We start from the raw sequence: 27,000 nt of genomic DNA on the forward strand, positions 1-27,000 counted from the left end.
TGGTGCGCGAAGGCCAGACCAACTCTGCACAATTTCCGCACTTCGCACCAGAATTGTTCATTTTTTAGTCACAAGCAGCCTTGTTGCATACAGTGGCGCATGCTGGACGGAGACCGGGCGCAGATTTTCTCGGGATTTTGGCGGTTGCCCTCCTGCTCAGCTTGGCATTCCCCCGCACCTCCGTCATAAAGAGCCTTGCGGTGAAGTAAATTTTTACTGATCGCGGTGCCGATCCTTCCGCGAGCCCATCGCGGTCAGACATTGAAACAGCGTTCATGGTCACGATCAAGGAAATTGCCAAGGCCGTCGGCGTCTCCTCCGCCACGGTGTCGCGCGTGCTGAACTACGATCCGGCACTGTCGATCTCGGTCGCCAAGCGTCAGGCGATCATCGAGACGGCCGAGGCGCTGAACTATGCGACGCCGCGAAACCGCCAGCGCGGGCAGATCGTTGCGCCGCCGGCCCAGCTGCTCGCGCCGGTCCGCCTCGTCATCGTGCATTTCCTGCCCCTCTCGGACGAGGTGGCCGATCCCTATTATATCGGCGTGCGGCTCGGCATCGAGAACCGATGCCGCGAGCTGAAGGCCGACATCGTCAAGGTCTTCCATGCCGATTCACCGCCGGATCCGGCAGTGCTCGACGGCGCCTCCGGGGTGATCGCCATCGGCAAGCAGTCGCAACGCGAGACCGCCTGGCTGGAGGCCCAGTGCCGCCACCTTGTCTTTGCCGATTTCGTGCCGCCGGAAGACCATCTCGACTGCGCCCATAGCGATCTTCATGCTGCGACGCAGCGCCTTCTCGACCAGATCGCGGCACTCGGTTACCAGCGCATCGCCTTCATCGGCAGCCATGAACATCTGGACGGCGAGATCCTGCCCTTCGCCGAGCGTCGCTGCCGGGCCTATATGAGCTGGCAGAAGGAGCGCGGCACCTTCGACCCCGCTCTTCTGGTGCTGGGGGATGGCTGCAATTCCGGCCAGAACCTGCGGCTCGAAACCGGCTACCGGCTGGCGCGCGAGGCTCTTGCCCGCGATGTGCGGCCCGATATCATCCTGACGGCCAATGACAATGTGGCGATCGGCACCTATCGCGCGGTGCGGGAGGCTGGGCTATCCGTGCCGGACGATATCGCCGTCGTCTCCTTCAACGACATCCCCGTTGCCCAGTTCCTGAACCCGCCGCTCTCCACCGTGCGGATCCATGGCGAGCATATTGGCGAGGCGGCGGTGGATCTCCTGATCGAGCGGCTGCAGGGGCGCAGCTATGCCAAGCACGTCTCGATCCCGACCGAAATCATCTGGCGTGAAAGCTGCCGCAAGCCGGGCTGAGTGCTCTTCGCAGCTGCAATAAATATTTACTAAATTTTCTGTTGCGCCTTTTGTGTTTCTCCCCGATAGTTGCCGCCAGACAGGTGGAGCTGTCGTCATCAAGGGAGGAAAACATGGATCGTTCGACGCTATTGCGCCGGCTGGCCACAACGGCGCTGGCCGGAGCCGGCCTGCTTTCGGCCTCAGCCGCTTTTGCCGGTGAAGTCACCATCTGGTGCTGGGACCCGAACTTCAACGTTGCCATCATGAAGGAAGCGGGCGAGCGCTACACCGCGCAGCATCCGGATACGACCTTCAACATTGTCGACTTCGCCAAGGCCGATGTGGAGCAGAAGCTGCAGACCGCGCTCTCCTCCAATACCACCGACGCGCTGCCGGATATCGTCTTGATCGAGGATTACGGCGCGCAGAAATATCTTCAGTCCTTCCCCGGCGCCTTTGCCGACATGACCGGCAAGGTCGATTATTCCGGCTTCGCCCCCTACAAGGTCAATCTGATGACCGTCGAGGGCAAGACCTATGGCATGCCCTTCGACACCGGCGTCACCGGCCTCTTCTATCGCCGCGACTATCTGGAGCAGGCGGGCTACAAGCCGGAAGACATGCAGAACCTCACCTGGGACAAGTTCATCGAGATCGGCAAACAGGTCGAGGCCAAGACCGGCAAGAAGATGATCGGGCTCGATGTCACCGATGCCGGCTTCACCCGCATTCTCATGCAGTCCGGCGGTCAGTGGTATTTCGACAGCGAAGGCGGCCTCAACATCGAGAAGAACACGGCGCTGAAGGCCGCGCTCGAGGTGCAGCAGAAGATGCTGCAGGGCGGCGTCGTCAAGACCGCGTCAGGCTGGACCGACTGGGTCAGCACCTTCACCTCCGGCGATGTCGCCTCGATGGTGACGGGCGTCTGGATCACCGGCACGGTCAAGGCGCAGGCCGACCAGGCCGGCAAATGGGGCGTGGCGCCGATCCCGAGCCTCGGCATCGACGGCGCGAGCCAGGCCTCCAACCTCGGCGGCTCCAGCTGGTATGTGATGGAAAGCTCGGCGGAGAAGGATGAGGCGATCGACTTCCTCAACACCGTCTATGCCAAGGATGTGAGCTTCTACCAGAAGATCCTCACCGAGCGCGGCGCCGTCGGCTCGCTGCTCGCCGCCCGTACGGGCGACGCCTATATGGAAGCTGACAGCTTCTTCGGCGGCGAAAAAGTCTGGCAGAGCTTCTCCGACTGGCTCTCCAAGGTCCCCGCCGTCAATTACGGCGTCTTCACCAACGAAGTGGACACGGCCGTCACCGCCCACCTTCCCTCGCTCGCCCAGGGCGCCCAGGTGGATCAGGTGCTGACGGAGATCCAGTCCCAGGCGGAAGGGCAGATCCAGTAGTCTTTGTGCTTCCTATCAGCGGGTAAGAGAGAAACCGCCTCTTGCCCGCCGACGGAGGCGACAAAGACCCCCTCTGGCCTGCCGGCCATCTCCCCCACAAGGGGGGAGAGACCGAGCCGAACCCCCTCGCTCTGACCGCAGCCTGGAACCACAGAGCGATCCTTCGCAAGGCGTCATCCTGCGAGGAAAGGACTTGTCTCCCTTCAACGCTTTTGGGCAGGCGCGCGCCTCATGGTCTCTCCCCCCCCTTGTGGGGGAGATGGCCGGCAGGCCAGAGGGGGACTTCCCCTCGGCCTCGATATCCCATGATCCAACGCCGGAATCTTTCCCATGGCCACCGCGAACACCCACGGCCTCAAGCGCTATTATGATGTCAACGGCTGGCTGTTCATCGCCCCCGCGCTGATCCTGATTGCCACCTTCCTCGTCTACCCGATCTTCCGCTCGCTCTATCTGTCCTTCTTCTCCGGCAAGGGCATGATGATGAAGTTTGCAGGCTTCGGAAACATCGTCCGCCTGTCGAACGACCCGGTCTTCCTGAAGGCGCTGACCAACACGACGATCTTCTTCGTCGTGCAGGTGCCGATCATGATCCTGCTGGCGCTGATGCTTGCCTCGCTGCTCAACACCGAGCGGCTGAAATTCTCAGGCTTCTTCCGCACCGCGATCTTCCTGCCCTGCGTCGCCTCGCTGGTCGCCTACTCGGTGCTGTTCAAGAGCATGTTCTCGGTCGATGGCGTCATCAACCAGGCGCTGATGGGCATCGGCCTCATCGCCTCGCCGATCGGCTGGTTGACCGAGCCCTTCTGGGCCAAGGTGCTGGTCATCATCGCCATTACCTGGCGCTGGACCGGCTACAACATGATCTTCTACCTGGCGGCGCTGCAGAACATCGACCGCTCGATCTACGAGGCCGCCCGCATCGACGGCGTGCCGGCCTGGGCGCGCTTCACCTACCTGACCGTGCCCATGCTCAAACCTGTGATCCTCTTCACCACCATCATTTCGACGATCGGCACGATCCAGCTCTTCGACGAGGTCTACAACCTGACCGAGGGCAAGGGCGGGCCGGCGGATGCGACGATCACGCTCTCGCTCTACATCTACAATCTCACCTTCCGCTACATGCCGAGCTTCGGCTATGCGGCGACCGTCTCCTACGTCATCGTCGTCATGGTGGCGGTGCTCTCCTTCCTGCAATTCTATGCCGCGAGGGACCGCACATGAGCCGGACCGCCGTCACCTCTCTGAGCCTGCCGCGTTTCTTGACCTATGTGGCGCTCAGCGTCGCCGCCTTCCTCTCCATCTTCCCCTTCATCTGGATGCTGATCTCGGCCACCAATTCCTCGATCGACATCATCAAGGGCAAGGTCAGTTTCGGCGGTGCACTGTCCACCAATATCGCGAACTTCTTCACGCAGGTGGATGTGCCGCTCGTCTTCTGGAACTCGGCCAAGGTGGCGGTGCTGACGACGGTGCTGACCATCATCGTCTCCTCGCTTGCCGGCTATGGCTTCGAGATGTTCCGCTCGAAGATGCGCGACCGGATCTATTCGCTGGTGCTGCTCACCCTGATGGTGCCCTTCGCGGCGCTGATGATCCCGCTCTTCATGATGATGGGGCGGGCCGGGCTCATCAACACGCATGTGGCGATCCTGCTTCCGTCGATCGCCTCCGCCTTCATCATCTTCTACTTCCGACAAGCGACCAAGGCCTTCCCGACCGAGCTGCGTGACGCAGCCAAGGTGGATGGGCTGAAGGAGTGGCAGATCTTCCTCTACATCTACGTGCCGGTGATGCGCTCCACCTATGCGGCGGCCTTCGTCATCGTCTTCATGACCAGCTGGAACAACTATCTCTGGCCGCTGATCGTGCTGCAATCGAACGAGACGAAGACGATCACCCTCGTCGTCTCCTCGCTCGCCTCCGCCTATTACCCTGATTTCGGCGTCGTCATGATCGGCGTCATCCTCGCCACCCTTCCCACCCTCTTCGTTTTCTTCCTCATGCAGCGCCAGTTCGTGGCCGGCATGCTCGGTTCTGTGAAATAGGACGTCGACAATGCGCAAGTTTGACCGCTTCAACGCCAACTGGATCTTCGCGGAGGGTTTCGACCGCGCCCGCGCAGGCGCGCCGATTGAGGGGGAGACCGTGCGCCTGCCGCACACGGCTGTGGAGCTGCCCTATAATTACTTTGACGAGACCCGCTACCAGAAGGCCTTCACCTATCAAAAGACGATCGCCTGGGATGAGGCTTTTGCCGGAAAGGAGGTTTCGCTCGTCTTCGACGGCGCCATGGCCGATAGCGAGGTCTTCCTCAACGGCACGCCGATCATCGCCCACAAGGACGGCTATACGCCCTTCGAGGCGCGGCTGACCGACCATCTGAGACCGGGCGACAATCTGCTGACCGTCAAGATCGACGGGTCGGAGAACCCGGAGATCCCGCCCTTTGGCGGCATGATCGACTATCTCTGCTATGCCGGCATCTATCGCGACGTCTGGCTCAAGGTAACAAGCCCGGTCTCGATTGCCAGGCTGAAGATCGAGACGCCGGATGCACTGTCGGACACGAAGACGGTGACCGTGCGTGCCGATCTGGCCAATCCGGACGGCAAGCCGCTCTCCGGCACGCTGACGGCGCGGCTCACCGACGCCGACGGTGCGCTGGTCAAGGAGGTGAGTGCACCGGTTGCCGGCGCTTCGACGCTGCTGACCCTTTCCGGCCTCACGGGCCTGTCGCTTTGGGACATCGACACTCCCGTGCTCTACAGCCTGACGGTGACGCTCGAAGGGCCGGAGGCGAATGATGCGCTCTCCAGCCGCTTCGGTTTTCGCACGGCGGAGTTCACGCCGACCGGCTTCCTGCTCAATGGCCGGCCTCTCAAGCTGCGCGGGCTCAACCGCCACCAGGCCTGGCCCTATTCCGGCTATGCCATGGGAAGGCGCGCGCAGGAAAAGGACGCCGAGATCCTCAAATTCGATCTCGCCTGCAACATCGTGCGCACCTCGCATTATCCGCAGGCGAAAAGCTTCATCGACCGCTGCGACGAGATCGGCCTCCTGGTCTTCGAGGAAATTCCCGGCTGGCAGCATATTGGCGGCGAGACCTGGAAGAAGGAGTCGGTGGACAATGTCCGCCGCATGATCGAGCGCGACTGGAACCACCCCTCGATCATCATCTGGGGCGTGCGCATCAATGAGAGCCAGGACGACCACGACTTCTACGCCGAGACCAATCGCGTCGCGCGGGCGCTCGATTCCACCCGCCAGACCGGCGGCGTGCGCTTCATCACCAATTCCGAGCTGCTCGAAGACGTCTACACGATGAACGACTTCATCCTCGGCCAGGAGGAGATGCCGGGCAACAATCGCGGGCGGATCGTGCTGCGCGACCGGGTGGAAACGACCGGGATCACCAAGCCGATCCCCTATATGATCACCGAATATAACGGCCACATGTATCCGACCAAGCGCTTCGACCAGGAGCAGCGCCAGGCCGAACATGTGACGAGACACCTGCTGATCCTCGATGCCGTCGCCGGCCGCGAGGACATCTCCGGCTCCACCGGCTGGTGCATGTTCGACTACAACACCCATAAGGATTTCGGCTCGGGCGACCGGATCTGCTATCACGGCGTGCTCGATACTTTCCGCGAGCCGAAATTCGCCGCCTATGCCTACGCCTCGCAGGGCGAGCCGGAGAAGAACGTTGTGCTCCAGCCCGTGACCTACTGGGCGCGCGGCGAGCGCAATATCGGCGGCGTCCTGCCGCTGATCATCCTCACCAACTGCGATTATGTGGAGATCAAGTTCGGCGACTTCGATGCCAAGCGCGTCGAGCCCGACCGCGACACCTATCCCCATCTCGCCCATCCCCCCGTCATCCTCGACCTGCGCACCGTCACGCCATCGGAATTCGGGACCTGGGGGCGGATCTGGCGCGAGGGGGTCATCACCGGTTTCGTCGACGGCAAGCCGGTCAAAACCATCACTCTGCCGGCCGATCCGGTACCGACGACGCTCGAAGTCGCGCCGGACGACACGGCGCTGAAAGCCGGGGAGAAGGATGCCGTGCGGGTGATAGTGCGGGCGCTCGACCAATCCGGCAATATCCTGCCCTTTTTTGAGGAACCGGTGCAGTTCACGCTGGAAGGGCCGGGGCGGATCATCGGCCCGTCGTTGCAGAGCTTCAAGGGCGGGGTCACCGGCTTCTGGCTGGAGGCGGGCGATGAGGCCGGCACCATCACGCTTCATGCCGCCTGCGCCGCCTTTGCCGACCAGACCGTCACCTTCACCGTCAGCGCCTGAGGAGCACCATGGCCGACGTCACGCTTTCAGGCATCCGCAAGACATTCGGCGCCCTCGACGTCATCAAGGGCGTGGATCTCGATCTCAAATCGGGCGAGTTCGTCGTCTTCGTCGGCCCGTCGGGCTGCGGAAAATCAACGCTTTTGCGCATGATCGCCGGGCTCGAGGATATCTCCTCGGGCAGGCTGACGATCGGCGGCCAAGTGATGAACGATGTCGATCCGTCGAGGCGCGGCATTGCCATGGTGTTCCAGTCCTATGCGCTCTACCCGCATATGACGGTCAGGGAAAATATGGGCTTCGCGCTGCGTTTCGCCGGAATGGACAAGGCGGAAATCGCCAAACGCGTCGATGCGGCGGCGAAGATCCTCGAACTCGGCGCGCTGATGGACCGCAAGCCGAAGGCGCTCTCCGGCGGCCAGCGCCAGCGGGTCGCCATCGGCCGGGCGATCGTGCGCGAGCCGGACGTCTTCTTGTTCGACGAGCCGCTGTCGAACCTCGATGCGGAACTGCGCGTGCATATGCGCGTCGAGATCGCCAGGCTGCACAAGGAACTGAAGGCGACGATCATCTATGTGACGCACGACCAGGTGGAGGCGATGACGCTCGCCGACAAGATCGTCGTGCTCCGGGCCGGCCGGGTGGAGCAGGTCGGTGCGCCGCTCGATCTTTACGATGATCCCGCCAATCTCTTCGTGGCCGGTTTCATCGGCTCGCCGAAGATGAACGTCTTCTCCGGCCGCGTGACCGGGGCGGAGGGAGGGCGCGCCCTCGTCCGGCTCGACGGTTTTGCCGACAAGGAAGTCGCCGTGCCGCTTGCGAGCGCCGTGCCCGCCGCCGGCACGCCGGTCAAGCTGGGCATACGCCCGGAGCATTTCAGCGACGACCACGCAGAAAGCCTGCCCATCACCATCGACATGTTCGAGCACTTGGGCGGCGAAACCTTCGCCTATGGCCGCTCCGCCTCCGGCGAAGCGATCATCGTCACCACCCGCAATGGCCGCAGCTTGAAGGCCGGCGAGGTGCTGCGGGTGGGGTTCGATCCCGCACGCGCGCTGCTGTTTGCGGAGGATGGGGTGCGGATTCGGTAGGCGAGAGTCGGGCTGGGCGTCGAGAAGACCCCCTCTGGGCTGCCGCCCATCTCCCCCACAAGGGGGGAGAAACCTAGAGGTGCGCTCCCACGAGGAGTGAACCAACAGAGATCGCAGCTAGGTCGGTGAACGGCTTGGCGAGCGGCTGCCCCACGGTCTCTCCCCCCTTGTGGGGGAGATGGCCGGCAGGCCAGAGGGGGTCTTTGCCACCTCTAATCTGTATGGCCAGACGGGCTCGCCGGTCCAAACAGAAAGGCCAGAAAGGGACGTGATCCGAAGACCGGCAGGCCGAAGGGTTTTCTTCCCTCAGCTCGCCGAGCCTCGATCACGCGCCCGGCTGGCGGGTCTTGCGCAGGTAGGGGAGCACTGCGTCGTAGCTGCCGAAGCGGGTGATGGCGTCTTCGTTGGAGACGGCGGCGGTGATGATCACGTCGTCGCCCTGTTTCCAGTTGGCGGGGGTCGCCACCTGGTGCTTGCTGGTCAGCTGGATCGAGTCGATCGCGCGCAGGATCTCGTCGAAGTTGCGGCCCGTCGTCATCGGATAGGTGAGGATGAGCTTGATCTTCTTGTCCGGACCGATGACGAAGACCGAGCGCACGGTCGCGTTGTCGGCGGGCGTGCGACCTTCCGAACTGTCGCCGGCGCCGGCAGGCAGCATGTCGTAGAGCTTGGCGACCTTGAGATCCTTGTCGCCGATCAGCGGATATTCGACATCGAAGCCGGTGGCGGTGCGGATATCGCTCTTCCAGCGCTCATGGCTTTCGACCGGATCGACGGAGATGCCGATGATCTTGACGCCGCGCTTGCGGAATTCGCCTTCCAGCCCTGCCATGGTGCCGAGCTCGGTCGTGCAGACGGGGGTGAAGTTCTTCGGATGCGAGAAGAGAACGGCCCAGCCATCGCCGATCCACTCATGAAAGTCGATGGGCCCCTGGCTCGTCTCGGCGTGGAAATCGGGGGCGATATCGTTGATCCGCAAGCTCATGATGCGTCCTTTCCTGTTTTGCGGCAAACCTTGCACCATCGTTTGCAGGGATCAAGGAATAGCGTTTTCTTTTCAGCGCCGGAACACTGGTCGCCTTGCTCTCGTTTTCGCGCTTTTGGAACGAGAGAGAGCGAGATGTGACCGAGCATCCGAGGACGCCGGATGGGCGCTACTTTCTCGTGAAAGGCCGGCTCTGGCGCCTGAGCGATCCACGCCTGCCGGAGGAGGAGCGCCAGCGGCTGGTCCGCGGCCTGATGGCGGCGCGCCGCGCGGTGCGGGCGGCAAAGGGCGACCCGGAGCGGCTCGCCGCAGCGCGCCGGGCGGTCGATGCGGCCAAGCGCGGTCTCGGCGAACGTGGTCCGGTCTGGTGGGAGGATGGCGCGCCCGACTATAACCGCCATATGGCGGCCAACACGCCCTATGCCGCCTGGGCCCGCGCGCTGCATTAGGCGGCGGGAACCCTGCTGCGGCCCGGCGGTTGGCGGGCTTTGCCGGAGAGCTCCCATGGGGATGCGCTATCTCGTCCTTCTCGCCGCCGCCGTCCTGATCATCGCCGTCATCGTCTATGGCAGCTATCCCGCCTTGAATGGTCCGGCGGCGCCATAAGCGCCGGCGCTTTTCGGTTGCAGCTCTGCCGCGCGCATGCGAGGGGACAAAAAAGGACGAAGAAGGGCGCGCCATGAGGGACAGTGCAGAGGACCGCTTGATCATTGGGCTCGACGTGCCGAGCGTGGAGGAGGCACGCGCGATCGTCGACCAGGTGGGCGATGCGGGACGGGTCTACAAGATCGGCTATCAGCTGGCCTTCGTCGGCGGTCTTGAGCTCGCGCGCCAGCTGACGGCCGAGGGCAAGCGCGTCTTCCTCGACATGAAGCTGCTCGATATCGACAATACGGTTGCCAAGGGCGTCGAGCAGATCGCGCGGATGGGCGTGTTCATGCTGACCCTGCACGCCTATCCGAAGGCGATGGCGGCAGCAGTGGAGGCCGCAAAGGGCTCCGGCCTCTGCCTGCTCGGGGTCACCGTGCTCACCTCGATGGATGCCGCGGACCTCATCGAGGCCGGCTATCGCGACACGCCGGAGGCGCTGGTCCTCTCCCGCGCTGCCCAGGCCCGCGCGGCGGGCATGGGCGGCATCGTCTGCTCGGCCGCCGAGGCTGAGGCCGTGCGCGCCACGGTCGGGCCGGATCTCGCGGTCGTCACACCCGGTATCCGCCCGGTCGGCGCCGATCATGGTGACCAGAAACGCGTGGTGACACCCTATGATGCGATCGTTGCCGGCGCGAGCCACCTTGTGGTCGGCCGGCCGATCGTCAAGGCGGAGGATCCGCGTGCGGCGACCCGCGCCATTCTCGACGACATGCGCCGCGCTGCCTGGCCGTCCAACAATTGAATCCATCGTCGATGCCGAGGTGCGTCGACGAACAGACAACCGAGGAGGAGACTGACCATGGCCAAGGGATATTGGATCGCCCGCGTCGATGTGCGCGATGCGGAGCGCTACAAGGATTATGTGGCCGCCGCCAAGCCCGCCTTCGAGCGCTATGGCGCGGTGTTTCTCGCCCGCGGCGGGCCGTTTCAGCCCCTGGAAGGCACGGCGCGGGGGCGCAATGTCGTCATCGAGTTTCCCTCGCTGCAGGCCGCCGTCGATTGTTACAACTCGCCCGACTATCAGCGCGCCGCCGCGATCCGCCAAGAGGTGGCGGATGCGGAGATGGTGGTGGTGGAAGGCGTCTGAGCGAAAGTCGGCGCACATCCTCGGCATCGCTTTCGGCGGCTGCGGGGCGGGTGCGGCAAAGGGCCGAGCGACAAGGCTTTCCGGCCGCCCCGGCTTGAGCTATGTAGCGGACACGATCAGGCCCATTTCTCGGAGCGCGCCCCCATGACCCTTGCCAATCTTCCTCCGCTCGTCACCGTTTTCGGCGGTTCCGGCTTCGTCGGTCGGCATGTGGTGCGGGCGCTCGCCCGGCGCGGCTTCCGCATTCGTGTCGCCGTTCGCCGGCCGGACCTCGCCTTCTTCCTGCAGCCGCTCGGCAATGTCGGACAGATCTCCTTCGTCCAGGCGAACCTGCGCCACCGCGGCTCGATCGACGCCGCCGTTCGCGACGCCGATCATGTCGTCAATTGCGTCGGCATTCTGTTCGAGGCCGGCCGCAACACCTTCGACAGCGTGCAGGAATTCGGCGCCAAGGCCGTGGCCGAGGCCGCGCGCGCGGCCGGCGCGTCGCTGACCCATATCTCCGCCATCGGCGCGGACGAGAAGGGCGAGGCCGCCTATGCCCGCACCAAAGGCCGCGCCGAAAAGGCCATTCTTGAGATCAAGCCGGATGCGGTGATCCTTCGGCCGTCGATCGTCTTCGGCCCCGAGGATGGGTTCTTCAACAAATTTGCTGAAATGGCCCGCTTTGCGCCGGCCCTGCCGCTGATCGGCGGCGGCAAGACCGCCTTCCAGCCGGTCTATGTGGCCGATGTGGCCGAGGCAGTGGCGCGCGCGATCGAAGGCAAGGTGGAGAAGGGCCGGATCTACGAACTGGGCGGGCCGGAAGTACTGACCTTCCGCGAATGCTTGGAGCGGATGCTCGCGGCGATCGACCGCAAGCGCGGCTTCGTCTCGCTGCCCTTCGGCATCGCTTCGCTCATCGGCAGCGTCGCCTCGCTGATCCCGCTCATCACGCCGCCGCTCACCCCCGATCAGGTGACGCTGCTCAAGAAGGACAATGTCGTCTCGAAGAACGCCGAGCAAGAAGGCCGCACCTTCAAGGCTTTCGGCATCGAGCCGACGCTGGTCGAAGCGATCCTGCCTTCCTACCTCGTGCGTTACAGGCCGCAGGGGCAATATACCCGCTCCGGCAAGGCCGCCTGAGGCTCTGCACCACCATAAGACTAAGGCAACGCCGCCCGCTCTGCTGGCGGCGTTTTGCGTTGTGTGAGGCTGACAGTTGCAGTTCTGCCGCAGTGCAAAATTGCTCTTGGCCTTTACCAGCGATTCAACATGTCGCGCTATTGATCGTCATGGTCCCTCGACTTAGACGAGGGCCGCGCCGCTTGGCCACCTGACCGTGGCAAGGACGCCGTCTCGTCATCTCGAAAGGCAGAGTTTTCATGGGCAAGTCGATCGCAATCTTTTTTGCGTGCGCGGCATTGGTGGTGGTTGCGGGCTCGCTTGCCGCACCGAAGACGGTGGCCATGAGCCACGACAATTGCGCGCCGGCCTATGGCGTCGACCCCTGCACCACGGCCTCGATCGGCCCGCTCTCCCGCAACTGATCCTCTTTCGCTCCGCGATTTCGCGGAGCGCTGTTTATGGCGGGGGCCAGGCGAACCGCATGCGTTCCGGGGAACCGGCGCATGCGGTTTGTTTTTGTGAACCTCAGCCGACGAGGAAGAGGCCGATCAGGCCCGCGACGCCGACGAGGATGCGCCAGATGGCGAAGGGCGTGAAGCCGCGGCTCGACACAAAGGCCAGCAGTGAGCGGACCACGAAAAGCGCCGAGACGAAGGCGGCGATGAAGCCGATCGCGATCAGCGAAACGTCATCAAAGCTGAGCGCGTCGCGGTTCTTGTAGAGATCGAGCACGAAGGCGCCGAGCATGGTCGGCATGGCGAGGAAGAAGGAAAATTCCGCCGCCGAGCGCTTGTCCGTGCCCATCAGCAGCGCGCCGACGATGGTGGCGCCGGAGCGCGACGTGCCGGGGATCATGGCCAGGCACTGGAAGAGACCGATCTTCAGCGCGAGCGACGGCGGATAGTCCATCACGTCGCGGTAGCGCGGATTGAGCGGCATGCGATCGACGGCGAGCAGGATGACGCCGCCGACGATCAGCACGACGCAGATCAGCGCCGGCGTCTCGAACAGCACCGTCTTGATGAAATCATGCGCGATCGCGCCGATCACGGCGGCGGGCAGGAAGGCGAGCAGGATCGACAGGACGAAGCGGCGTGCGGCGGGATCATTGGGAATGCCGAGCGCGATCTTGAGGAGCCGCTGGAAATAGACGAGCAGGATGGCGAGGATCGCGCCGAGCTGGATCAGCACGGCGAAGGTGTTACCTGGAGACTGGAAGCCGAGGAAATGGCCGGCGAGGAGCACATGGGCGGTGGAGGAGACCGGGATGAACTCCGTCAGGCCCTCGATGAGGCCGAGGATGAGCGCACTGATGATCGATTGATCGGGCATCTGGTAAAGTATCCCTTAATCAAAGACGGATAGGGTTCGGCGTTGGGGCGATGGTGTGAATCGCTGGAGTGTGCAGGTCTGCGCCACCATGAGCGTGCAGCGCAGCATTCTCATAGCCGTCTTCACCCTGCCTTGGCCAGAGCGGTCCGGCTGCCCTATATGACCGCTATCCTCCGACGATCGAGCCCGACCTCATCGATGCCCACGCTTTATCACCATCCCATGTCCACCGCCTCGCGTTTCGTGCGGCTGATCCTTTCCGAATACGGCTATCAGACCGACCTTGCCGAGGAGCAGCCCTGGGAGCGGCGCCGCGACTTCCTGGCGCTCAACCCGGCCGGCACGTTGCCGGTCTATCTGGACGACAGCATGCGGGCGCTCTGCGGGGCGACCGTGATCTCCGAATATCTGGACGAGACCAATGGCGTCTTGAAGCGCGAGCGCCGGCTGCTGGCCGAAGACCCCTTCCAGCGCGCCGAGATCCGCCGGCTGACCGAATGGTTCCTGCAGAAGATGGAATCCGACGTGACGCGGCCCCTAGTGCGTGAGCGGATCTTCAAGCTGCAGATGACGCCCGCCGAAGGCGGCGGCGCGCCGGACTCCAAGGCGCTGCGCCTGTCGCGCGCCAATATCCGCCAGCATCTGAAATATCTGTCCTGGCTCGCCGGCTCGCGCACCTATCTGGCCGGCGATCGTCTTTCCTATGCCGATCTTGCCGCCGCCGCCGCCTTGTCCGTGCTTGATTACATGGGCGAGATCGACTGGTCGGAAGCGCCGGTCGCCAAGGACTGGTATCAGCGGCTGAAATCCCGCCCCTCCTTCCGCCCGCTCTTGGCAGAGCGTGTGCGGGGGCTGACCCCGGTGTCGCATTATGCGGATCTCGACTTCTGAGCCGGGCGAGGCACGCTTGAGCGCGCGCCTCACCCGCTTCGTCAAGGCCGAGGCCGCCGACAAGGGCTTCGACCTCTGTCGCATCACCACGCCCGACACGATTCCGCAGGCGCCCGAGCGGCTCGCCGCCTTTCTTAGAGCCGGCTTTCATGGCAGCATGGGCTGGATGGCGGAAACCGCGGAGCGGCGGAGCTCGCCGCGCGCGCTCTGGAGCGAGGTCCGCTCCATCGTCATGGTCGGCATGAACTACGGTCCTGACCATGATCCCCGCGCCATCCTGGCCGAGAAGGACAGGGGCGCGATTTCCGTCTATGCGCAGAACCGCGACTATCACGACCTGATCAAGGGCCGGCTGAAGGAGATGGCGACCCGCTTTGCCGCCCGCGCCGGCGAAGATGTGAAGGTCTTCGTCGATACGGCGCCGGTGATGGAAAAACCGCTTGCCGAACAAGCCGGGCTCGGCTGGCAGGGCAAGCATACCAATCTGGTCAGCCGCGACTTCGGCTCCTGGCTTTTCCTCGGCAGCCTGTTCACCACTGCCGTGCTGGAGCCGGACGAGGCCGAGCGCGATCACTGCGGCTCCTGCCGCGCCTGCCTCGCCGCCTGTCCGACCGATGCCTTTCCGGCGCCCTACCAGCTCGATGCGCGCCGCTGCATTTCCTATCTGACCATCGAGCATAAGGGCCCGATCGACCCGGCGCTGCGCCCGGCGATCGGCAACCGCATCTATGGCTGCGACGATTGCCTGGCCGCCTGCCCCTGGAACAAGTTTGCCGAGGAAGCGCGGGAGATGAAGCTCAAGGCACGCGACGATCTCCGCGCGCCCGCGCTCGACCATCTGCTGACCCTTGACGATGCCGGCTTCCGCGCGCTCTTCTCCGGCTCGCCGGTCAAGCGCATCGGCCGCGACCGGTTTTTGCGCAACTGCCTGATTGCGGCCGGCAATTCCGGCGATGCCGCGCTGGTCACTTCCTGCCGGGCGCTGCTCGCCGATCCCGATCCGGGTGTGCGGGCCATGGCGGTCTGGGCCTTGTCGCGTCTTCTCGCGCCTCGAGACTTCGCCGCTCTTGATCGCGGCGGCGAAGTTGCGCAGGAGGTGATCGACGAATGGAACCGCGCCGGAGCCGCCTGATGCATGTCCTGATCCTCGGTGCCGGCTTTTCCGGCACTGCCATCGCCAAGGAATTGTTACCGCTTGCCGACAGCGTGACCGGCACGACGCGCAGCGAAACCAAGGCGGCGCGGCTGGCCGTCCAGGGCGTGACACCGCTGATTTTCGATGGGGAAACGCTTTCGCCCGCCTTGCTGGAGGCGATGGCCCGCACCACCCATCTCATTCAGTCGATCGCACCGGGCAGGGCCGGCGATCCGCTGATGCGGCCGGGCCAGCCGGCGCTCGAGGCCCTGATGCCGGAGCTTGCCTGGGCCGGCTATCTCTCGACCGTCGGCGTCTATGGCGATCATGGCGGCGCCTGGGTCGATGAGGAGACGCCGCTGCATCCCGTTTCCGATCGCTCGCGCGAGCGGGTCGAGGCAGAGGCGCAGTGGCTGGCTTTCGGCGAGGCAGCCGGCCTGCCGGTGGCAGTGCTCCGCCTCTCGGGCATTTACGGGCCGGGACGCAACGGGTTTCGCAATCTGGCCGAGGGAACCGCCCGCCGGCTCGTGAAGCCCGGCCAGGTCTTCAACCGGATCCGCGTCGAAGACATTGCTGGCGCCACACGCTTCCTCATCGAGCGGGGCCTCGGCGGCATCTACAATGTGACGGATGACGAGCCGGCCCCGCCGCAGGACGTGGTGGCCGAGGCCGCCCGGCTGATGGGCATCGACCCGCCACCGGAAATCCCCTTCGAGACCGCCACGCTCACCCCCATGGCCCGCTCCTTCTACGGCGAGAACAAGCGCGTCTCCAATGCAAAGCTGCGCGACGCCGGCTACGCCTTCCTCTACCCAAACTACCGCCAGTCCCTTGCCGCCCTCTGGGAGGCGGGGAATTGGGGCGGTTGAGAAAGATCGCACGGGCGTGGGTACAACCAAAGCGAGATATGATGCTGGAAAGCCACTGGCAGACGCTGCCCGAGCCGCATTATTAAAAATTCAATCTCAATTTATCCACAGGGCGACAACGGTTTTCTTTGGCGACAGTGTCGCGAAGTGGAGTCGCTGAATCCACTGTCATTTGGCTGATCCAAGAAGAGATTAAAATTTTTAGATCTCTTTAAACTATCGCTCTCGACAGTATTCCCTAACCAGACCTTAACGGTTGAAGCACGTTTCTGCCATTTTTCGTCCCGACAAGCCGGCCATCCGATTGACCAGCTAGGGAACGACTTTTTGACGCGCAAGACTTTGGGGGCTGCCGTGCTGGCGGCAGGTGTTGTCTTCGGGGCAACCATCACGTCGCCAGTGGCGGCACTGGCAAAGGGTCCGGGCTGCGGTGGCGCTTCCTGGTACGCATTGACCTCCCGGACAGCGTCCGGCGAACGGATGAATGCATCCTATCTTACCGCTGCCCATCGCAGCCTCGCCTTCGGCACCAAGGTCCAGGTGACCAACAAGCGCAACGGCAAGTCCGTCGTCGTCCGCATCAATGATCGCGGACCCTTCATTCGGGGCCGAGTCCTCGATCTCTCCAAGGCTGCCGCATCCAATATCGGAATGGTCTCCTCGGGCACGGCCAGCGTCTGCTATCGCGTCATCGGCTGACGAGACGGCAGGAGAATGAACCGCTGGAGCGATTGTTCCCGGCGGTCCCTGATTTTTCCACCCGCGCGCTTCCGCTTGCTCTTGCTGCCGCCGGCCGCTACAGGGCGCCAAACGGAGATTGAACATGCGACTGGGTGGAAGGCTCTCCGGAGCGATCGAGGTCCTCACTGACATCGAGGCGCGCCGCCGACCGGTGGCCGATGCGCTGAAGGACTGGGGCCTCTCCCACCGCTTCGCCGGCTCGGGCGACCGGGCTGCGATCGGCAATATCGTCTATGACGCGCTGCGCATGAAACTGTCGCACGCCTATCTGATGGACGATGACAGCCCGACCGCGCTCGGCCACGCGGTCATGCTGCGTCAATGGGGCCTGACGCCGGAGAGCCTAGCGCAGGCGCTGGAGGACGACCGTTTTGCGCCCCCGCCGCTTTCCGATGCCGCCCTTTCCGCCTTCTCCACGCGAAGCCTTGCCGACGCACCTCTTCATGTTCAGGCCGATATTCCGGAATGGACGGTCGCCTCCTTCGAGGCGGCCTTCGGGTCGCACTGGCTGACGGAGGCGCAGGCGCTTGCCGGTCGCCCGGCGCTGGACCTGCGCGTCAACACGCTGAAGGCCGATCGGCCAAAGGTCGAAAAGGCTTTGGCCGAGGCCGGTGTCATCGAAACGGCGATCGCCCGCCATGGGCTGCGCGTGCCGCCGAGCGAAGGGCTGTCGCGCCTTCCCAATGTGACGGCCGAACTCTCCTTCCAGAAGGGCTGGTTCGAGGTCCAGGACGAGGGGTCGCAGATCGTCGCCGATCTCGTTCTCCCGACGCCGGGCGAACAGGTGCTCGACTATTGCGCCGGCGGCGGCGGCAAGACGCTGGCCATCGCCGCGGCGCTCGACAATAAGGGCCAGGTCCATGCGTTCGATGCGGATCGCAAGCGGCTGGCGCCGATCATCGAGCGCCTGAAGCGGGCCGGCACGCGCAATGTTCAGGTTCATGATCGCCCGGCAGCCTTGCAGCCGCTTGAGGGGCGCTGCGATGCCGTGCTCGTCGATGCGCCCTGCACGGGCACCGGCACCTGGCGGCGCCGGCCGGATACCAAATGGCGTCTGACACCGCGCAATATCGAGGAACGCCAGGCGCAGCAGCAGGAGGCACTGGCCGCCGCTGCCCGCTATGTCCGTCCGGGCGGCCGGCTGATCTACGTCACCTGTTCGGTGCTGCCGGAGGAAAACGTTTCCCAGGTCGAGCGCTTCCTGGCCGATCATCCGGCATACGCCGCAACGTCGGCGATCGAGCGCTGGACGACACTCTTCGGCCCTGAGGCCCCGACTCCCTGGAGCGGCGACGGCACGACGCTGACACTGACGCCAGCGCGCACCGGCACCGACGGCTTCTTCTTCGCCAGCCTGGAGCGGCGCGTCTGAGCGCGACAGAAAAGCAGCCTCTTTTCTGCGGCTTCTAAACTATACTCTTTGACACAGGTTTAATTTTCGGCCATGAAGGCGGCGAGGATCGGCGCGGCTTCGGGGCCTTGATGACCGCGCTCCTCCCGCATGTTCCCGACACCGAACTCAGGAGAGGATCTTGTCCAAAACGCTGCTTCGTGTCGCCGCCTTGGCGCTTTCGCTCGGCACCTCCACGCTGGCCGCCCATGCCGTGACCCCGGCCGCGCCGGTCGATGCGCCCGCGGTTCTCAAGCATTATGCCGCCCTGGCCCACGCAAAATTTTCCGATGCGCTGACGACGGCCGAGGCGCTGGACAAGGCGGTGGATGCGCTGATCGCCAGTCCGAGCGAGGCCACTTTGAAGGCCGCGCGGGACGCCTGGCTCGTCGCCCGAAATCCCTATCAGGAAAGCGAGGTTTACCGTTTTGGCAATCCGATCGTCGATGAATGGGAAGGCAAGGTGAATGCCTGGCCGCTCGACGAAGGCCTGATCGATTATGTCGATCCAAGCTATGGCACCGAGAGCGACGAGAACGCGCTCTTCACTGCCAATGTGATCGCCAATCCGAAGATCGAAATCGACGGCCAGACCGTGGATGCGACCAACATCACACCCGAGTTCCTGGCCAATTCTCTGCAGGAAGCCGGCGGAATCGAGGCCAATGTCGCGACCGGTTACCATGCCATCGAGTTCCTGCTCTGGGGGCAGGACCTGAACGGCACCGGACCCGGCGCCGGCAACCGGCCCTCTACGGATTATGACACCAAGGCCTGCACGAACGGCCATTGCGACCGGCGCGCCGCCTATCTGAAGGCCGCGACCGACCTGCTCGTCTCGGATCTGAAGACCATGGTCGAGGCCTGGGCGCCGGAAGGCGAGGCAAGCAAGGCGGTGGAGGCCGACCCCAAGGCCGGGATCGGCGCGATCCTCACCGGCATGGGCTCGCTTTCCTATGGCGAACTCGCTGGCGAGCGCATGAAGCTCGGCCTTCTGCTGCATGACCCGGAGGAGGAGCAGGACTGCTTCTCCGACAACACCTACAATTCCCATCTTCATGATGCGATCGGCATCCAGTCGGCCTATACGGGCGACTATACCCGCGTGGACGGGACCAAGCTGACAGGTCCTTCGCTTTCCGCCCTGGTGGCCGCCAAGGATCCGGCGCTCGACAAGGAGATGACGGAGAAGCTTTCCGTCACCGTGGCCGCCATGCAGGCCATGGCCGAGCGCGGCCGCACGGTCGAAGCCTATGACCAGATGATCGCCGAAGGCAATGTCGAGGGCAATGCCGTCGTGCAGAAGGCGATCGACGGGCTGATCGCTCAGGCGAAGACGGTCGAGCGGGTCATCGCCGCTCTGGATCTCGGGCAGATCGAGCTCGAAGGCTCCGACAGCCTCGATAATCCGAACGCGGTCTTCCAATAACCGCACGTGCCCCTCGCCGCTCTAGAGGCGCGGCGAGGGGCGTCGGTGACTGCCTTGCCGCAGGCCGATCGATCACAGACCAGGGGTCCTTGAGGATGTCTGCCCGGATGACCGCGCTCCGTCTTCCCGGTCCGAGCCTGCCGATCGCGGCAGCCTTGCTCGCCGCCGTTCTGTCGGCGTCGATCGGCTACGGCCTGTCGTCCGAGCGTCTGTCATCCGAGCGGGAGCCGGATCCCTCGAAAGCCTCGGGCCTGGAGGCCGTGGAGCGGCCGATGCTCCGCGACGATCTCTCACCCGCCGATCGTCCGCGCGTTGCGACGGCGACCCGCCTTCCGGATCGTTTCGACAGGCTGCAGCCTTTCGAGACCATGGCGGGTGGTGCCGCGACGCTCGTCCGCCTGGCCGGGCGGGACAGCCTGTCCCAGCCGACGCCCCTGCTCGACGCGGCGGCGCGCAGCGAATTCGAGCTCGGCAATGCGCTCTTCGAGAAGCTCTGGGTCTCGGCCCCATCCTCCACCCAGGCCTCCGACGGGCTCGGGCCGCTCTATAATGCCCGCGCCTGCGCCACCTGTCATGTCCGCGATGGACGCGGCCATGCGCTCGACGAAGGGGAGCCGCCACCGTCGCTCGTCCTTCGGCTGATTGGCGCCGACGACAAAGGCGATCCGACCTATGGCCGGCAGCTGCAGACGAGCGCCGTTCCCGGGCAGCAGGCGGAAGCGCGGCCGGTCATCCGTTTCGAGACCGAGACGGTGACGCTGGCCGGCGGCGAGCAGGTGACGCTCCGCCGCCCGCATATTGCGCTCACCGATCTCGCCTATGGGCCGCTCGATCCCGCAACCCATGTCTCGCCCCGCCTTGCCCCCGCCATGACCGGCCTCGGCCTGATCGAAGCGATCCATCCGGCCGATCTTCTCGCCGGAGCCGACCCTGACGACCGCGACGGCAATGGTATCAGCGGACGGGCGATCACTGTCATCGACCCGGCAACGGCTCAGTCCGCTCTTGGCCGTTTCGGCTGGAAGGCGGAGATGCCGGACATCCGCGCCCAGGCCGCGACGGCCTTCTCCACCGATCTCGGCATCTCGACCCCGGAGCGGTCGGAAAGCGGCGGCGATTGCACCGTTGCGCAGGCGGCGTGTCTTGCGGCGCCGGATGGCGTCCAGGCCCGCCTCGGCCCGGTCGAAGCGCCGGATCCGGTTCTCAAGCTGGTCGCCGACTATGCGCGCCATCTCGCCGTGCCGGCCCGCCGCGGGGCAGAAAGGCCGGAGGTCTTGGCCGGCAAGGCGCTGTTCTTCCGCAGCGGCTGCGCCGACTGCCATCGCCCGAGTTTCGTCACCGGCCGTCAAGCACCAGTACCCTTCGCGTTCCAGCTCATCTGGCCCTATTCCGATCTTCTGCTGCACGATATGGGCGAGGGGCTCGCCGATCCTGGCCCGGGCGGCGAAGAGAGGCCTGATCGGGCCGGCCGGCGAGAATGGCGTACGCCGCCGCTCTGGGCGATCGGCCTGGCATCGGAGGTGGATCCGCGCGCCGGCTTCCTGCATGATGGGCGGGCGCGAACCCTTCAGGAAGCCATCCTGTGGCATGGCGGAGAAGGGCAGGCTGCACGGGACCGCTACTCAGACCTCTCCGCGCCGGAGCGGCGCGCCTTGCTTGCTTTCGTGGAGTCGCTCTGATGCGTCTGTCGTTTCTCCTTCCCCTCGCCGTCGCACTCTCCCTCGCCTCCGTTGCCGGGGCGCAGGAGGCGGATGATGATGCCAGCACGCCGGCCGCCGGCCAGGGGCTCGTCACCGCCGCCGTTCCCGCCGCCATGGCCGGCGCCGTCGACGGCTTCATCCGCCCCGGCTACCGCATCTTCGCGGAGAAGGCCGACATCATGGCCGAGCTGGCGCCCCGGATCTGCGCCGCCCCGTCGGCGGAGGGAATCGAGGCGTTTCGCTCGGCCTTTCGCGACACGGCGCTCGCCTGGGCGCGCATCGAGATCGTCCGTGTCGGTCCGGTTCTCGAGGCCAATCGTTTCGAGCGCATCCTGTTCTTCCCGGACCGCAAGAGCCTGGGCCTGAAACAGGTGCAGCGGCTGATCGCGGAAAAAGACGAGACCGCCACCGCCGTCGAGACGCTCACGGGCAAGAGCGTCGCCGTGCAGGGGCTGGGCGCGCTCGACTACATCTTGAACGGCACAGAGGCCGAGACGCTGACCGCCGAGCCGCACTCCTTCCGCTGCCGCTACGGGGCGGCGATTGCTGCCAATCTGGCCGGGCTTGGCAGGGAACTGGTCGCCGCCTGGGACGTGCCCGATGGCGTCGCCACGGCCTGGAAGACGCCCGGACCCGGCAATCCGCTCTACCGCACGGAGCGGGAAGCGGCGACCGAGCTTTTGGGCGTCCTCGTGCACGGCCTCGAGACGATGCGCGACCAGCGGCTGCGGCCCTTCTTCGCCGGCACGGTCGATGGCAAGCCGGATCCCGGACGCCCGCGCCTGGCCGTCTATTGGCGCTCGGGCCTGACCATCGCTTCGATCCGCGCCAATGTCGATGGGCTGCAGAGCCTCTTCGATGCGGCGCGGATGCAAAGCCTGGTGCCGCCGGAGGATGCGCCGGTGGCGACCGCCATCCGCGCGGTCATGGCCGAGCTCTCCGCCGCCGCCGCTGCGGTCGATCGGCCGGTGGATGAGACACTGGCGACGGCGGAAGGGCGCGCCGCATTGCTGCTCGTCTCCCGGCATGCCAATGATCTTCTCCAGCGCCTCAACCTCGATCTCGGCGCGGCCATGGGCCTCGGCGCCGGTTTTTCCTTTGGGGATGGAGATTGATGGCATGAGCCCTTGGCCCTCCTCGCCGCTGATCGACCGGCGCGCCTTCCTGGCCATGGCCGGGTCGGCCTGGGCGGCAAGCCTGGCGCCACGGGCGGCGATGGCGATGACGGCAACCGACGCCGTCTATGCCGCCGCCTTCCGTGACCCCGACGGCACCTTTGGCCTGGCGACCGTGACCGAGCGAGGCGAGGTGGTCGAGCGCGTGCGGCTTCCGGCCCGGGCGCATGGTCTTTGTCATTCGCCGGTCGCGGGCCGCGCTGTCGCCTTCGCCCGCCGGCCCGGAACCTTCGCGCTGGTGGTCGATCTTTCCCACCGCACCCCACCCTTGACAATCGCGGCGGCCGAGGGGCGGCATTTCTTCGGCCATGGCTGTTTTTCCCAGGACGGCCGGCTGCTCTATGCCACGGAAAACGACATCGATGCGGGCCAGGGCATGATCGGCGTCTATGACGGCACGGATGGTTATCGCCGCATCGGCGAATTTCCCTCTTATGGCATCGGCCCGCACGACATGGCGCTGTCGCCCGGCGGGCAGATGCTGATCGTCGCCAATGGCGGCATCGAGACCCATCCGGACTTCGGCCGCACCAAGCTCAATCTCGACCGCATGCAGCCCTCGCTCGCCTTGATCGGCACCGAGAGCGGCGCGCTGATCGAGCGCCATGCCATGCCGCCCGATCTGGCCCAGCTCTCCACCCGCCATGTCGATCTCGGCGCGGACGGGCGCATCTGGTTTGCCTGCCAATATGAGGGGCCGCGCAACGACCTGCCGCCGCTCGCCGGCTCCTTTCGGCCGGGAGAGGACATCCGCTTCCTGAGCCTGCCCGAGGAGGCGAGCCTGATGCTCGCTAATTATGTCGGCGCCATCGCGGTCAACCGCGAGAGCGGCTTCGTCGGACTGGCCTCGCCCAAGGGTGGTGCCGTGGTCACGGTCGAGGCGTCCAGCGGGCGGCTCGTCGAGACGCGGAGCCTCATCGATGCCGCAGGCATCGCCGCCGCCCGCAGCGGCTTTGCCGTCTCCTCCTATGACGGTCTCTTTGCGCAGACGCAAAGCCCGCTCGCCTGGGACCAGCACATCGCCCGGATCACCGCATGAGACGGTTGTCATGAGAGAGCGCCGCACCCTGTCAGACCTCGATTGGCCGCCTTATCTCAACCCCATGCGCCCGTTTTTCGTCTACAGCCTCTTCATCCTCCTGGTCCTCGGCATCGGCCTGGCGATCGGCATCATCAATGTGCCGGGCGACTGGTACCAGTCGCTGAACAAGCCGGTGTTCAACCCGCCGAACTGGATCTTTGCGCCCGTCTGGACGGTGCTCTACATCATCATCGGCTATGTCGGCGCGCGCACCTGGCTGCGGGACCGGCACTCCAAGGCCATGCGCTTCTGGTTCGCGCAGATGCTCTTCAACTTCGCCTGGTCGCCGCTCTTCTTCGGCCTGCATGAGCTCGCGCTAGCGCTGATCGTGATCCTGGCGCTGCTGATCTCGATCTTCGGCTTCATCCTCACCGTGCGCCGCGAGGATGGGCTCGCCGCCATCCTGTTTGCGCCCTACGCCGCCTGGGTCGCCTTTGCAAGCCTGCTCAACGGCTCGATCCTTCTCCTCAATTGAGCTTGTCCCTTGCGATGCCGCATGCCAGTGTCTCCCTGCCTTCCGGCCTTGCCTGAGACGACGATGATCGAGCCCACCTTTTCCGATTTTCGCGCCCGTGTGCGCAAAAGCTTCGACCGCCAGGCGGTGATGCGTACGATCGGCGCCGAGCTGACGCGCATCGAGCAGGGCATGGTCGAAATCGAGCTTGGCTTTGACGAGGGGCTGACGCAGCAGCACGGCATTCTCCACGCCGGCATCATCTCCACCGCGCTCGAAACAGCGAGCACCTATGCCGGCTATTCCGTGCTCGATCCCGATGCCGGCCTGCTCACCATCGAGTTCAAGGTCAATTTGCTGTCGCCTGGCCGCGGCGAGCGCTTCCTGTTTCGCGGCGAAGTGACCAAGCCCGGCACGACAATCATCGTCTCAGACGGACGCGGCTATGCCATGTCGCAGGATGCGCCGCCCAAGCTGATCGCCTCCATGACCGCGACCAAGATGGTCGTCCGCAACCGGGAAGGTTTTACCGAATGATGCCGCCGCCGCTGAAAACCGCCGGGTCTAAGACGATCCTCTATGCCATGGCGGCGGAGGCCGAATATGGTGCCGAACTGCGCGCCCGCTTCACCCCGCTGATGACCGGCGTCGGACCCGTCGAGGCGGCCGTGGCGCTGATGCGGGCGCTCGCCGCGCTGACCTTCGAAGGCCAGCGGCCGGATCTGGTCGTCTCGCTCGGCTCGGCCGGCTCCGCCCGGCTCGAACAGACGGAGGTCTACCAGGCCGTCTCGGTCTCCTATCGCGACATGGACGCCTCGCCGCTCGGTTTCGAGAAGGGGGCAACGCCCTTTCTCTCGCTGCCAGTGGTCGTGCCGCTGCCGCTGCGGATCGCCGGCGTTGCGGAGGCGAGCCTTTCCACCGGCGCGAACATCGTCTCCGGCGCGGTCTATGACGAGATTGCTGCCGACATGGTCGATATGGAGACCTTTGCGGTGCTGCGGGCCTGCCAGAGCTTCGATGTGCCGCTGATCGCGCTCCGCGGCATCTCCGACGGCAAGGCGGAACTGCGCCATGTCGGCGACTGGACCGAATATCTCGACGTCATCGACGGCAAGCTCGCCACCGTGGTCGACCGGCTGGAAGCAGAGATCGAAAGCGGCGTGCTCCCGCTCTGATCCGGCATTGTGAGCGAAACGCCGCCAAACCCGCCCCAAGCGTTGCACTTCCGCCGGCCTTTATTTAAAGGCTCGCCATGATTACGCGCGCGAAAGGCTTGGCATGACCGAGATAGCCCATCCCGACAGCATCCTCATCATCGATTTCGGCAGCCAGGTCACCCAGCTGATCGCCAGGCGCGTGCGCGAGGCCGGCGTCTATTGCGAGATCCACCCCTTCAACTCAGCCGAGGACGCCTTTGCCCGCATGCGCCCAAAGGGCGTCATCTTCTCCGGCGGCCCGGCCTCGGTGACCGCGGAAGGCAGCCCGCGGGCGCCGCAGGCGGTGTTCGATAGCGGCGTGCCGATCCTCGGCATCTGCTACGGGCAGCAGACGCTCTGCGTGCAGCTCGGCGGCACGGTGGAAGGCGGACATGCGGCCGAGTTCGGCCGCGCCGATGTGGAAATCAAGCGGCCGAGCCCGCTTTTCGAGGGTTTCTGGGAGGTCGGCGGACGCTATCCGGTGTGGATGAGCCATGGCGACCGCGTCACCCAGCTGCCGCACGGCTTCGAGGTCATCGCCACGTCGGAAAACGCCCCCTTCGCCATCGCGGCCGACGAAAGCCGGCGCTACTACACCACCATGTTCCACCCGGAAGTGGTGCATTCGCCGGACGGCGCCAAGCTCCTCTCCAATTTCGTCCATAAGATCGTCGGTCTGAAGTCCGACTGGACCATGGCCGCCTATCGCGCCGAGATGATCCGCAAGATCCGCGAGGATGTCGGCGACGGACGCGTGATCTGCGGCCTGTCCGGCGGCGTCGACTCCTCCGTCGCCGCCGTCCTCATCCATGAAGCGATCGGTGACCAGCTGACCTGCGTCTTCGTCGATCACGGCCTGATGCGGCTCAATGAGGCCGACGAGGTCGTGACCATGTTCCGCGACCACTACAACATCCCGCTCGTCCATGTGGATGCCTCAGACCTGTTCCTGACGGAGCTCGCCGGCGAGACCGATCCGGAGGTCAAGCGCAAGACCATCGGCCGCCTCTTCATCGAGGTCTTCGAAGGTGAAGCGAAGAAGATCGCCGAGGACGGCAAGGGCGCGCCTGCCTTCCTCGCCCAGGGCACGCTCTATCCGGATGTGATCGAGAGCGTCTCCTTCTCCGGCGGCCCCTCGGTCACCATCAAGAGCCATCACAATGTCGGCGGCCTGCCGGCGCGGATGAACATGAAGCTGGTCGAGCCGCTGCGCGAGCTCTTCAAGGACGAGGTGCGCGCGCTCGGACGCGAGCTCGGCCTGCCCGAACGTTTCGTCGGCCGCCACCCCTTCCCCGGCCCGGGCCTTGCCATCCGCTGCCCCGGCGGCGTCACCCGCGAGAAGCTCGAGATCCTGCGCAAGGCGGACGCCATCTATCTCGACGAGATCCGCAAGGCCGGCCTCTACGACACGATCTGGCAGGCCTTCGCGGTGTTGCTCCCCGTGCAGACTGTCGGCGTCATGGGCGATTACCGCACCTATGACTTTGTCTGCGCGCTGCGCGCCGTCACCTCGGTCGACGGCATGACAGCGGATTTCTACCCCTACGACATGGCCTTCCTCGGCCGCACCGCCACCCGCATCATCAACGAAGTCCGCGGCATCAACCGCGTCGTCTACGACGTCACCAGCAAGCCGCCGGGGACGATCGAGTGGGAGTGAGCTGA

Annotated in this window: 26 protein-coding genes; 24 read left to right on the forward strand and 2 right to left on the reverse strand. The window is 65.0% G+C overall.

The genetic code is table 11. From position 1 onward, the window contains the following. Window positions 1-275 precede the first annotated feature (275 nt). From ACLE20_RS11100 to ACLE20_RS11125, 6 genes are all read left to right on the forward strand, one after another. Window positions 276-1,328 carry a LacI family DNA-binding transcriptional regulator gene (locus ACLE20_RS11100; protein ID WP_410940347.1) on the forward strand — a complete coding sequence of 351 codons (1,053 nt, stop codon included), beginning with the start codon at window positions 276-278 and terminating at the stop codon, window positions 1,326-1,328. A 113-nt stretch (window positions 1,329-1,441) separates the two neighbouring features. After that, complete coding sequence (locus tag ACLE20_RS11105; protein WP_410940348.1) at window positions 1,442-2,710, forward strand: ABC transporter substrate-binding protein; 1,269 nt, start codon at window positions 1,442-1,444, stop codon at window positions 2,708-2,710. Between the two features lie 330 nt (window positions 2,711-3,040). After that, window positions 3,041-3,937: a carbohydrate ABC transporter permease gene (locus ACLE20_RS11110; protein ID WP_410940349.1), complete on the forward strand. Its 897-nt coding sequence runs from the start codon at window positions 3,041-3,043 to the stop codon at window positions 3,935-3,937. After that, the gene (locus tag ACLE20_RS11115; RefSeq protein WP_410940350.1) at window positions 3,934-4,761 is read left to right on the forward strand and encodes a carbohydrate ABC transporter permease; all 828 of its coding nucleotides are present in this window, start codon (window positions 3,934-3,936) and stop codon (window positions 4,759-4,761) included. The genes ACLE20_RS11110 and ACLE20_RS11115 overlap by 4 nt, the downstream gene beginning before the upstream one ends. Before the next feature lie 10 nt (window positions 4,762-4,771). Further along, window positions 4,772-7,021, forward strand: a complete 2,250-nt coding sequence (locus ACLE20_RS11120) for a glycoside hydrolase family 2 protein (RefSeq protein ID WP_410940351.1) — start codon at window positions 4,772-4,774, stop codon at window positions 7,019-7,021. A gap of 8 nt (window positions 7,022-7,029) precedes the next feature. Continuing rightward, window positions 7,030-8,112 carry an ABC transporter ATP-binding protein gene (locus tag ACLE20_RS11125; RefSeq protein WP_410940352.1) on the forward strand — a complete coding sequence of 361 codons (1,083 nt, stop codon included), beginning with the start codon at window positions 7,030-7,032 and terminating at the stop codon, window positions 8,110-8,112. Window positions 8,113-8,437: 325 nt separating this feature from the next. Here ACLE20_RS11125 and ACLE20_RS11130 read toward each other — a convergent pair whose 3' ends face one another. Beyond that, on the reverse strand, window positions 8,438-9,097 hold the full coding sequence (locus tag ACLE20_RS11130) for a peroxiredoxin (RefSeq protein WP_410940353.1): 660 nt from the start codon (window positions 9,095-9,097) through the stop codon (window positions 8,438-8,440). 137 nt (window positions 9,098-9,234) lie between these two features. Between ACLE20_RS11130 and ACLE20_RS11135 the strand changes: the two genes are divergently transcribed. The 5 genes from ACLE20_RS11135 (at window position 9,235) to ACLE20_RS11155 (ending at window position 12,364) form a co-directional block, all read left to right on the forward strand. Then, window positions 9,235-9,546: a hypothetical protein gene (locus ACLE20_RS11135; protein ID WP_410940354.1), complete on the forward strand. Its 312-nt coding sequence runs from the start codon at window positions 9,235-9,237 to the stop codon at window positions 9,544-9,546. Between the two features lie 230 nt (window positions 9,547-9,776). Further along, complete coding sequence (gene pyrF / locus ACLE20_RS11140) at window positions 9,777-10,490, forward strand: orotidine-5'-phosphate decarboxylase (protein WP_410940355.1); 714 nt, start codon at window positions 9,777-9,779, stop codon at window positions 10,488-10,490. Between the two features lie 57 nt (window positions 10,491-10,547). Continuing rightward, window positions 10,548-10,835, forward strand: coding sequence for a DUF1330 domain-containing protein (locus ACLE20_RS11145; RefSeq protein WP_410940356.1), 288 nt, complete (start codon window positions 10,548-10,550; stop codon window positions 10,833-10,835). A gap of 144 nt (window positions 10,836-10,979) precedes the next feature. Then, on the forward strand, window positions 10,980-11,960 hold the full coding sequence (locus ACLE20_RS11150) for a complex I NDUFA9 subunit family protein (protein ID WP_410940357.1): 981 nt from the start codon (window positions 10,980-10,982) through the stop codon (window positions 11,958-11,960). Window positions 11,961-12,199: 239 nt separating this feature from the next. Continuing rightward, the gene (locus ACLE20_RS11155) at window positions 12,200-12,364 is read left to right on the forward strand and encodes a hypothetical protein (protein WP_410940358.1); all 165 of its coding nucleotides are present in this window, start codon (window positions 12,200-12,202) and stop codon (window positions 12,362-12,364) included. 103 nt (window positions 12,365-12,467) lie between these two features. Here ACLE20_RS11155 and ACLE20_RS11160 read toward each other — a convergent pair whose 3' ends face one another. Next, window positions 12,468-13,274 (reverse strand): undecaprenyl-diphosphate phosphatase, encoded by an 807-nt coding sequence (locus ACLE20_RS11160; protein ID WP_410940359.1) that lies wholly within the window; start codon window positions 13,272-13,274, stop codon window positions 12,468-12,470. Between the two features lie 198 nt (window positions 13,275-13,472). On the opposite strand from ACLE20_RS11160, the gene ACLE20_RS11165 reads away from it, so the two are divergent. The 13 genes from ACLE20_RS11165 to guaA all read left to right on the forward strand — a co-directional run bounded on the left by ACLE20_RS11165 (window position 13,473) and on the right by guaA (window position 26,995). Further along, window positions 13,473-14,165: a glutathione S-transferase family protein gene (locus ACLE20_RS11165; protein ID WP_410940360.1), complete on the forward strand. Its 693-nt coding sequence runs from the start codon at window positions 13,473-13,475 to the stop codon at window positions 14,163-14,165. Next, window positions 14,146-15,297 carry a tRNA epoxyqueuosine(34) reductase QueG gene (gene queG / locus ACLE20_RS11170; protein WP_410940361.1) on the forward strand — a complete coding sequence of 384 codons (1,152 nt, stop codon included), beginning with the start codon at window positions 14,146-14,148 and terminating at the stop codon, window positions 15,295-15,297. Before ACLE20_RS11165 ends, queG begins: the two co-directional genes overlap by 20 nt. Then, on the forward strand, window positions 15,297-16,169 hold the full coding sequence (locus ACLE20_RS11175) for an SDR family oxidoreductase (protein ID WP_410940362.1): 873 nt from the start codon (window positions 15,297-15,299) through the stop codon (window positions 16,167-16,169). Before queG ends, ACLE20_RS11175 begins: the two co-directional genes overlap by 1 nt. A gap of 387 nt (window positions 16,170-16,556) precedes the next feature. Further along, complete coding sequence (locus ACLE20_RS11180; protein ID WP_410940515.1) at window positions 16,557-16,868, forward strand: septal ring lytic transglycosylase RlpA family protein; 312 nt, start codon at window positions 16,557-16,559, stop codon at window positions 16,866-16,868. A gap of 124 nt (window positions 16,869-16,992) precedes the next feature. Beyond that, a complete protein-coding gene (locus tag ACLE20_RS11185; RefSeq protein WP_410940363.1) occupies window positions 16,993-18,282 on the forward strand; it encodes an RsmB/NOP family class I SAM-dependent RNA methyltransferase in 1,290 nt (429 codons plus the stop codon). Window positions 18,283-18,442: 160 nt separating this feature from the next. Next, window positions 18,443-19,729: an imelysin family protein gene (locus tag ACLE20_RS11190; RefSeq protein WP_410940364.1), complete on the forward strand. Its 1,287-nt coding sequence runs from the start codon at window positions 18,443-18,445 to the stop codon at window positions 19,727-19,729. A gap of 107 nt (window positions 19,730-19,836) precedes the next feature. Further along, the gene (locus ACLE20_RS11195; protein WP_410940365.1) at window positions 19,837-21,408 is read left to right on the forward strand and encodes a di-heme oxidoredictase family protein; all 1,572 of its coding nucleotides are present in this window, start codon (window positions 19,837-19,839) and stop codon (window positions 21,406-21,408) included. Further along, window positions 21,408-22,544 (forward strand): imelysin family protein, encoded by a 1,137-nt coding sequence (locus ACLE20_RS11200; protein ID WP_410940366.1) that lies wholly within the window; start codon window positions 21,408-21,410, stop codon window positions 22,542-22,544. The genes ACLE20_RS11195 and ACLE20_RS11200 overlap by 1 nt, the downstream gene beginning before the upstream one ends. Before the next feature lie 4 nt (window positions 22,545-22,548). Continuing rightward, window positions 22,549-23,643 (forward strand): DUF1513 domain-containing protein, encoded by a 1,095-nt coding sequence (locus ACLE20_RS11205; protein ID WP_410940367.1) that lies wholly within the window; start codon window positions 22,549-22,551, stop codon window positions 23,641-23,643. Window positions 23,644-23,653: 10 nt separating this feature from the next. After that, entirely contained in the window at window positions 23,654-24,160 is a 507-nt protein-coding gene (locus ACLE20_RS11210; RefSeq protein WP_410940368.1) for a TspO/MBR family protein, read from the forward strand. Window positions 24,161-24,223: 63 nt separating this feature from the next. Continuing rightward, the gene (locus tag ACLE20_RS11215; protein WP_410940369.1) at window positions 24,224-24,676 is read left to right on the forward strand and encodes a PaaI family thioesterase; all 453 of its coding nucleotides are present in this window, start codon (window positions 24,224-24,226) and stop codon (window positions 24,674-24,676) included. Continuing rightward, complete coding sequence (locus tag ACLE20_RS11220; RefSeq protein ID WP_410940516.1) at window positions 24,676-25,314, forward strand: 5'-methylthioadenosine/S-adenosylhomocysteine nucleosidase; 639 nt, start codon at window positions 24,676-24,678, stop codon at window positions 25,312-25,314. The genes ACLE20_RS11215 and ACLE20_RS11220 overlap by 1 nt, the downstream gene beginning before the upstream one ends. 103 nt (window positions 25,315-25,417) lie before the next feature. After that, window positions 25,418-26,995, forward strand: a complete 1,578-nt coding sequence (gene guaA / locus ACLE20_RS11225) for a glutamine-hydrolyzing GMP synthase (RefSeq protein WP_410940370.1) — start codon at window positions 25,418-25,420, stop codon at window positions 26,993-26,995. Window positions 26,996-27,000: the final 5 nt, after the last annotated feature.

The organism is Rhizobium sp. YIM 134829 (assembly GCF_046546455.1).

Bases quoted from the DNA above. Each gene is read 5' to 3' on its own strand.
- ACLE20_RS11205 (WP_410940367.1), top strand. From the start codon at position 22,549: ATGAGCCCTTGGCCCTCCTCGCCGCTGATCGACCGGCGCGCCTTCCTG.
- ACLE20_RS11130 (WP_410940353.1), bottom strand. From the start codon at position 9,097: ATGAGCTTGCGGATCAACGATATCGCCCCCGATTTCCACGCCGAGACG.
- ACLE20_RS11125 (WP_410940352.1), top strand. From the start codon at position 7,030: ATGGCCGACGTCACGCTTTCAGGCATCCGCAAGACATTCGGCGCCCTC.
- ACLE20_RS11160 (WP_410940359.1), bottom strand. From the start codon at position 13,274: ATGCCCGATCAATCGATCATCAGTGCGCTCATCCTCGGCCTCATCGAG.
- ACLE20_RS11175 (WP_410940362.1), top strand. From the start codon at position 15,297: ATGCATGTCCTGATCCTCGGTGCCGGCTTTTCCGGCACTGCCATCGCC.
- ACLE20_RS11200 (WP_410940366.1), top strand. From the start codon at position 21,408: ATGCGTCTGTCGTTTCTCCTTCCCCTCGCCGTCGCACTCTCCCTCGCC.
- ACLE20_RS11115 (WP_410940350.1), top strand. From the start codon at position 3,934: ATGAGCCGGACCGCCGTCACCTCTCTGAGCCTGCCGCGTTTCTTGACC.
- ACLE20_RS11155 (WP_410940358.1), top strand. From the start codon at position 12,200: ATGGGCAAGTCGATCGCAATCTTTTTTGCGTGCGCGGCATTGGTGGTG.
- ACLE20_RS11105 (WP_410940348.1), top strand. From the start codon at position 1,442: ATGGATCGTTCGACGCTATTGCGCCGGCTGGCCACAACGGCGCTGGCC.
- ACLE20_RS11100 (WP_410940347.1), top strand. From the start codon at position 276: ATGGTCACGATCAAGGAAATTGCCAAGGCCGTCGGCGTCTCCTCCGCC.
- ACLE20_RS11165 (WP_410940360.1), top strand. From the start codon at position 13,473: ATGCCCACGCTTTATCACCATCCCATGTCCACCGCCTCGCGTTTCGTG.
- ACLE20_RS11110 (WP_410940349.1), top strand. From the start codon at position 3,041: ATGGCCACCGCGAACACCCACGGCCTCAAGCGCTATTATGATGTCAAC.
- ACLE20_RS11185 (WP_410940363.1), top strand. From the start codon at position 16,993: ATGCGACTGGGTGGAAGGCTCTCCGGAGCGATCGAGGTCCTCACTGAC.
- ACLE20_RS11220 (WP_410940516.1), top strand. From the start codon at position 24,676: ATGCCGCCGCCGCTGAAAACCGCCGGGTCTAAGACGATCCTCTATGCC.
- ACLE20_RS11215 (WP_410940369.1), top strand. From the start codon at position 24,224: ATGATCGAGCCCACCTTTTCCGATTTTCGCGCCCGTGTGCGCAAAAGC.
- ACLE20_RS11150 (WP_410940357.1), top strand. From the start codon at position 10,980: ATGACCCTTGCCAATCTTCCTCCGCTCGTCACCGTTTTCGGCGGTTCC.
- ACLE20_RS11145 (WP_410940356.1), top strand. From the start codon at position 10,548: ATGGCCAAGGGATATTGGATCGCCCGCGTCGATGTGCGCGATGCGGAG.
- ACLE20_RS11195 (WP_410940365.1), top strand. From the start codon at position 19,837: ATGACCGCGCTCCGTCTTCCCGGTCCGAGCCTGCCGATCGCGGCAGCC.
- pyrF (WP_410940355.1), top strand. From the start codon at position 9,777: ATGAGGGACAGTGCAGAGGACCGCTTGATCATTGGGCTCGACGTGCCG.
- guaA (WP_410940370.1), top strand. From the start codon at position 25,418: ATGACCGAGATAGCCCATCCCGACAGCATCCTCATCATCGATTTCGGC.
- queG (WP_410940361.1), top strand. From the start codon at position 14,146: ATGCGGATCTCGACTTCTGAGCCGGGCGAGGCACGCTTGAGCGCGCGC.
- ACLE20_RS11210 (WP_410940368.1), top strand. From the start codon at position 23,654: ATGAGAGAGCGCCGCACCCTGTCAGACCTCGATTGGCCGCCTTATCTC.
- ACLE20_RS11120 (WP_410940351.1), top strand. From the start codon at position 4,772: ATGCGCAAGTTTGACCGCTTCAACGCCAACTGGATCTTCGCGGAGGGT.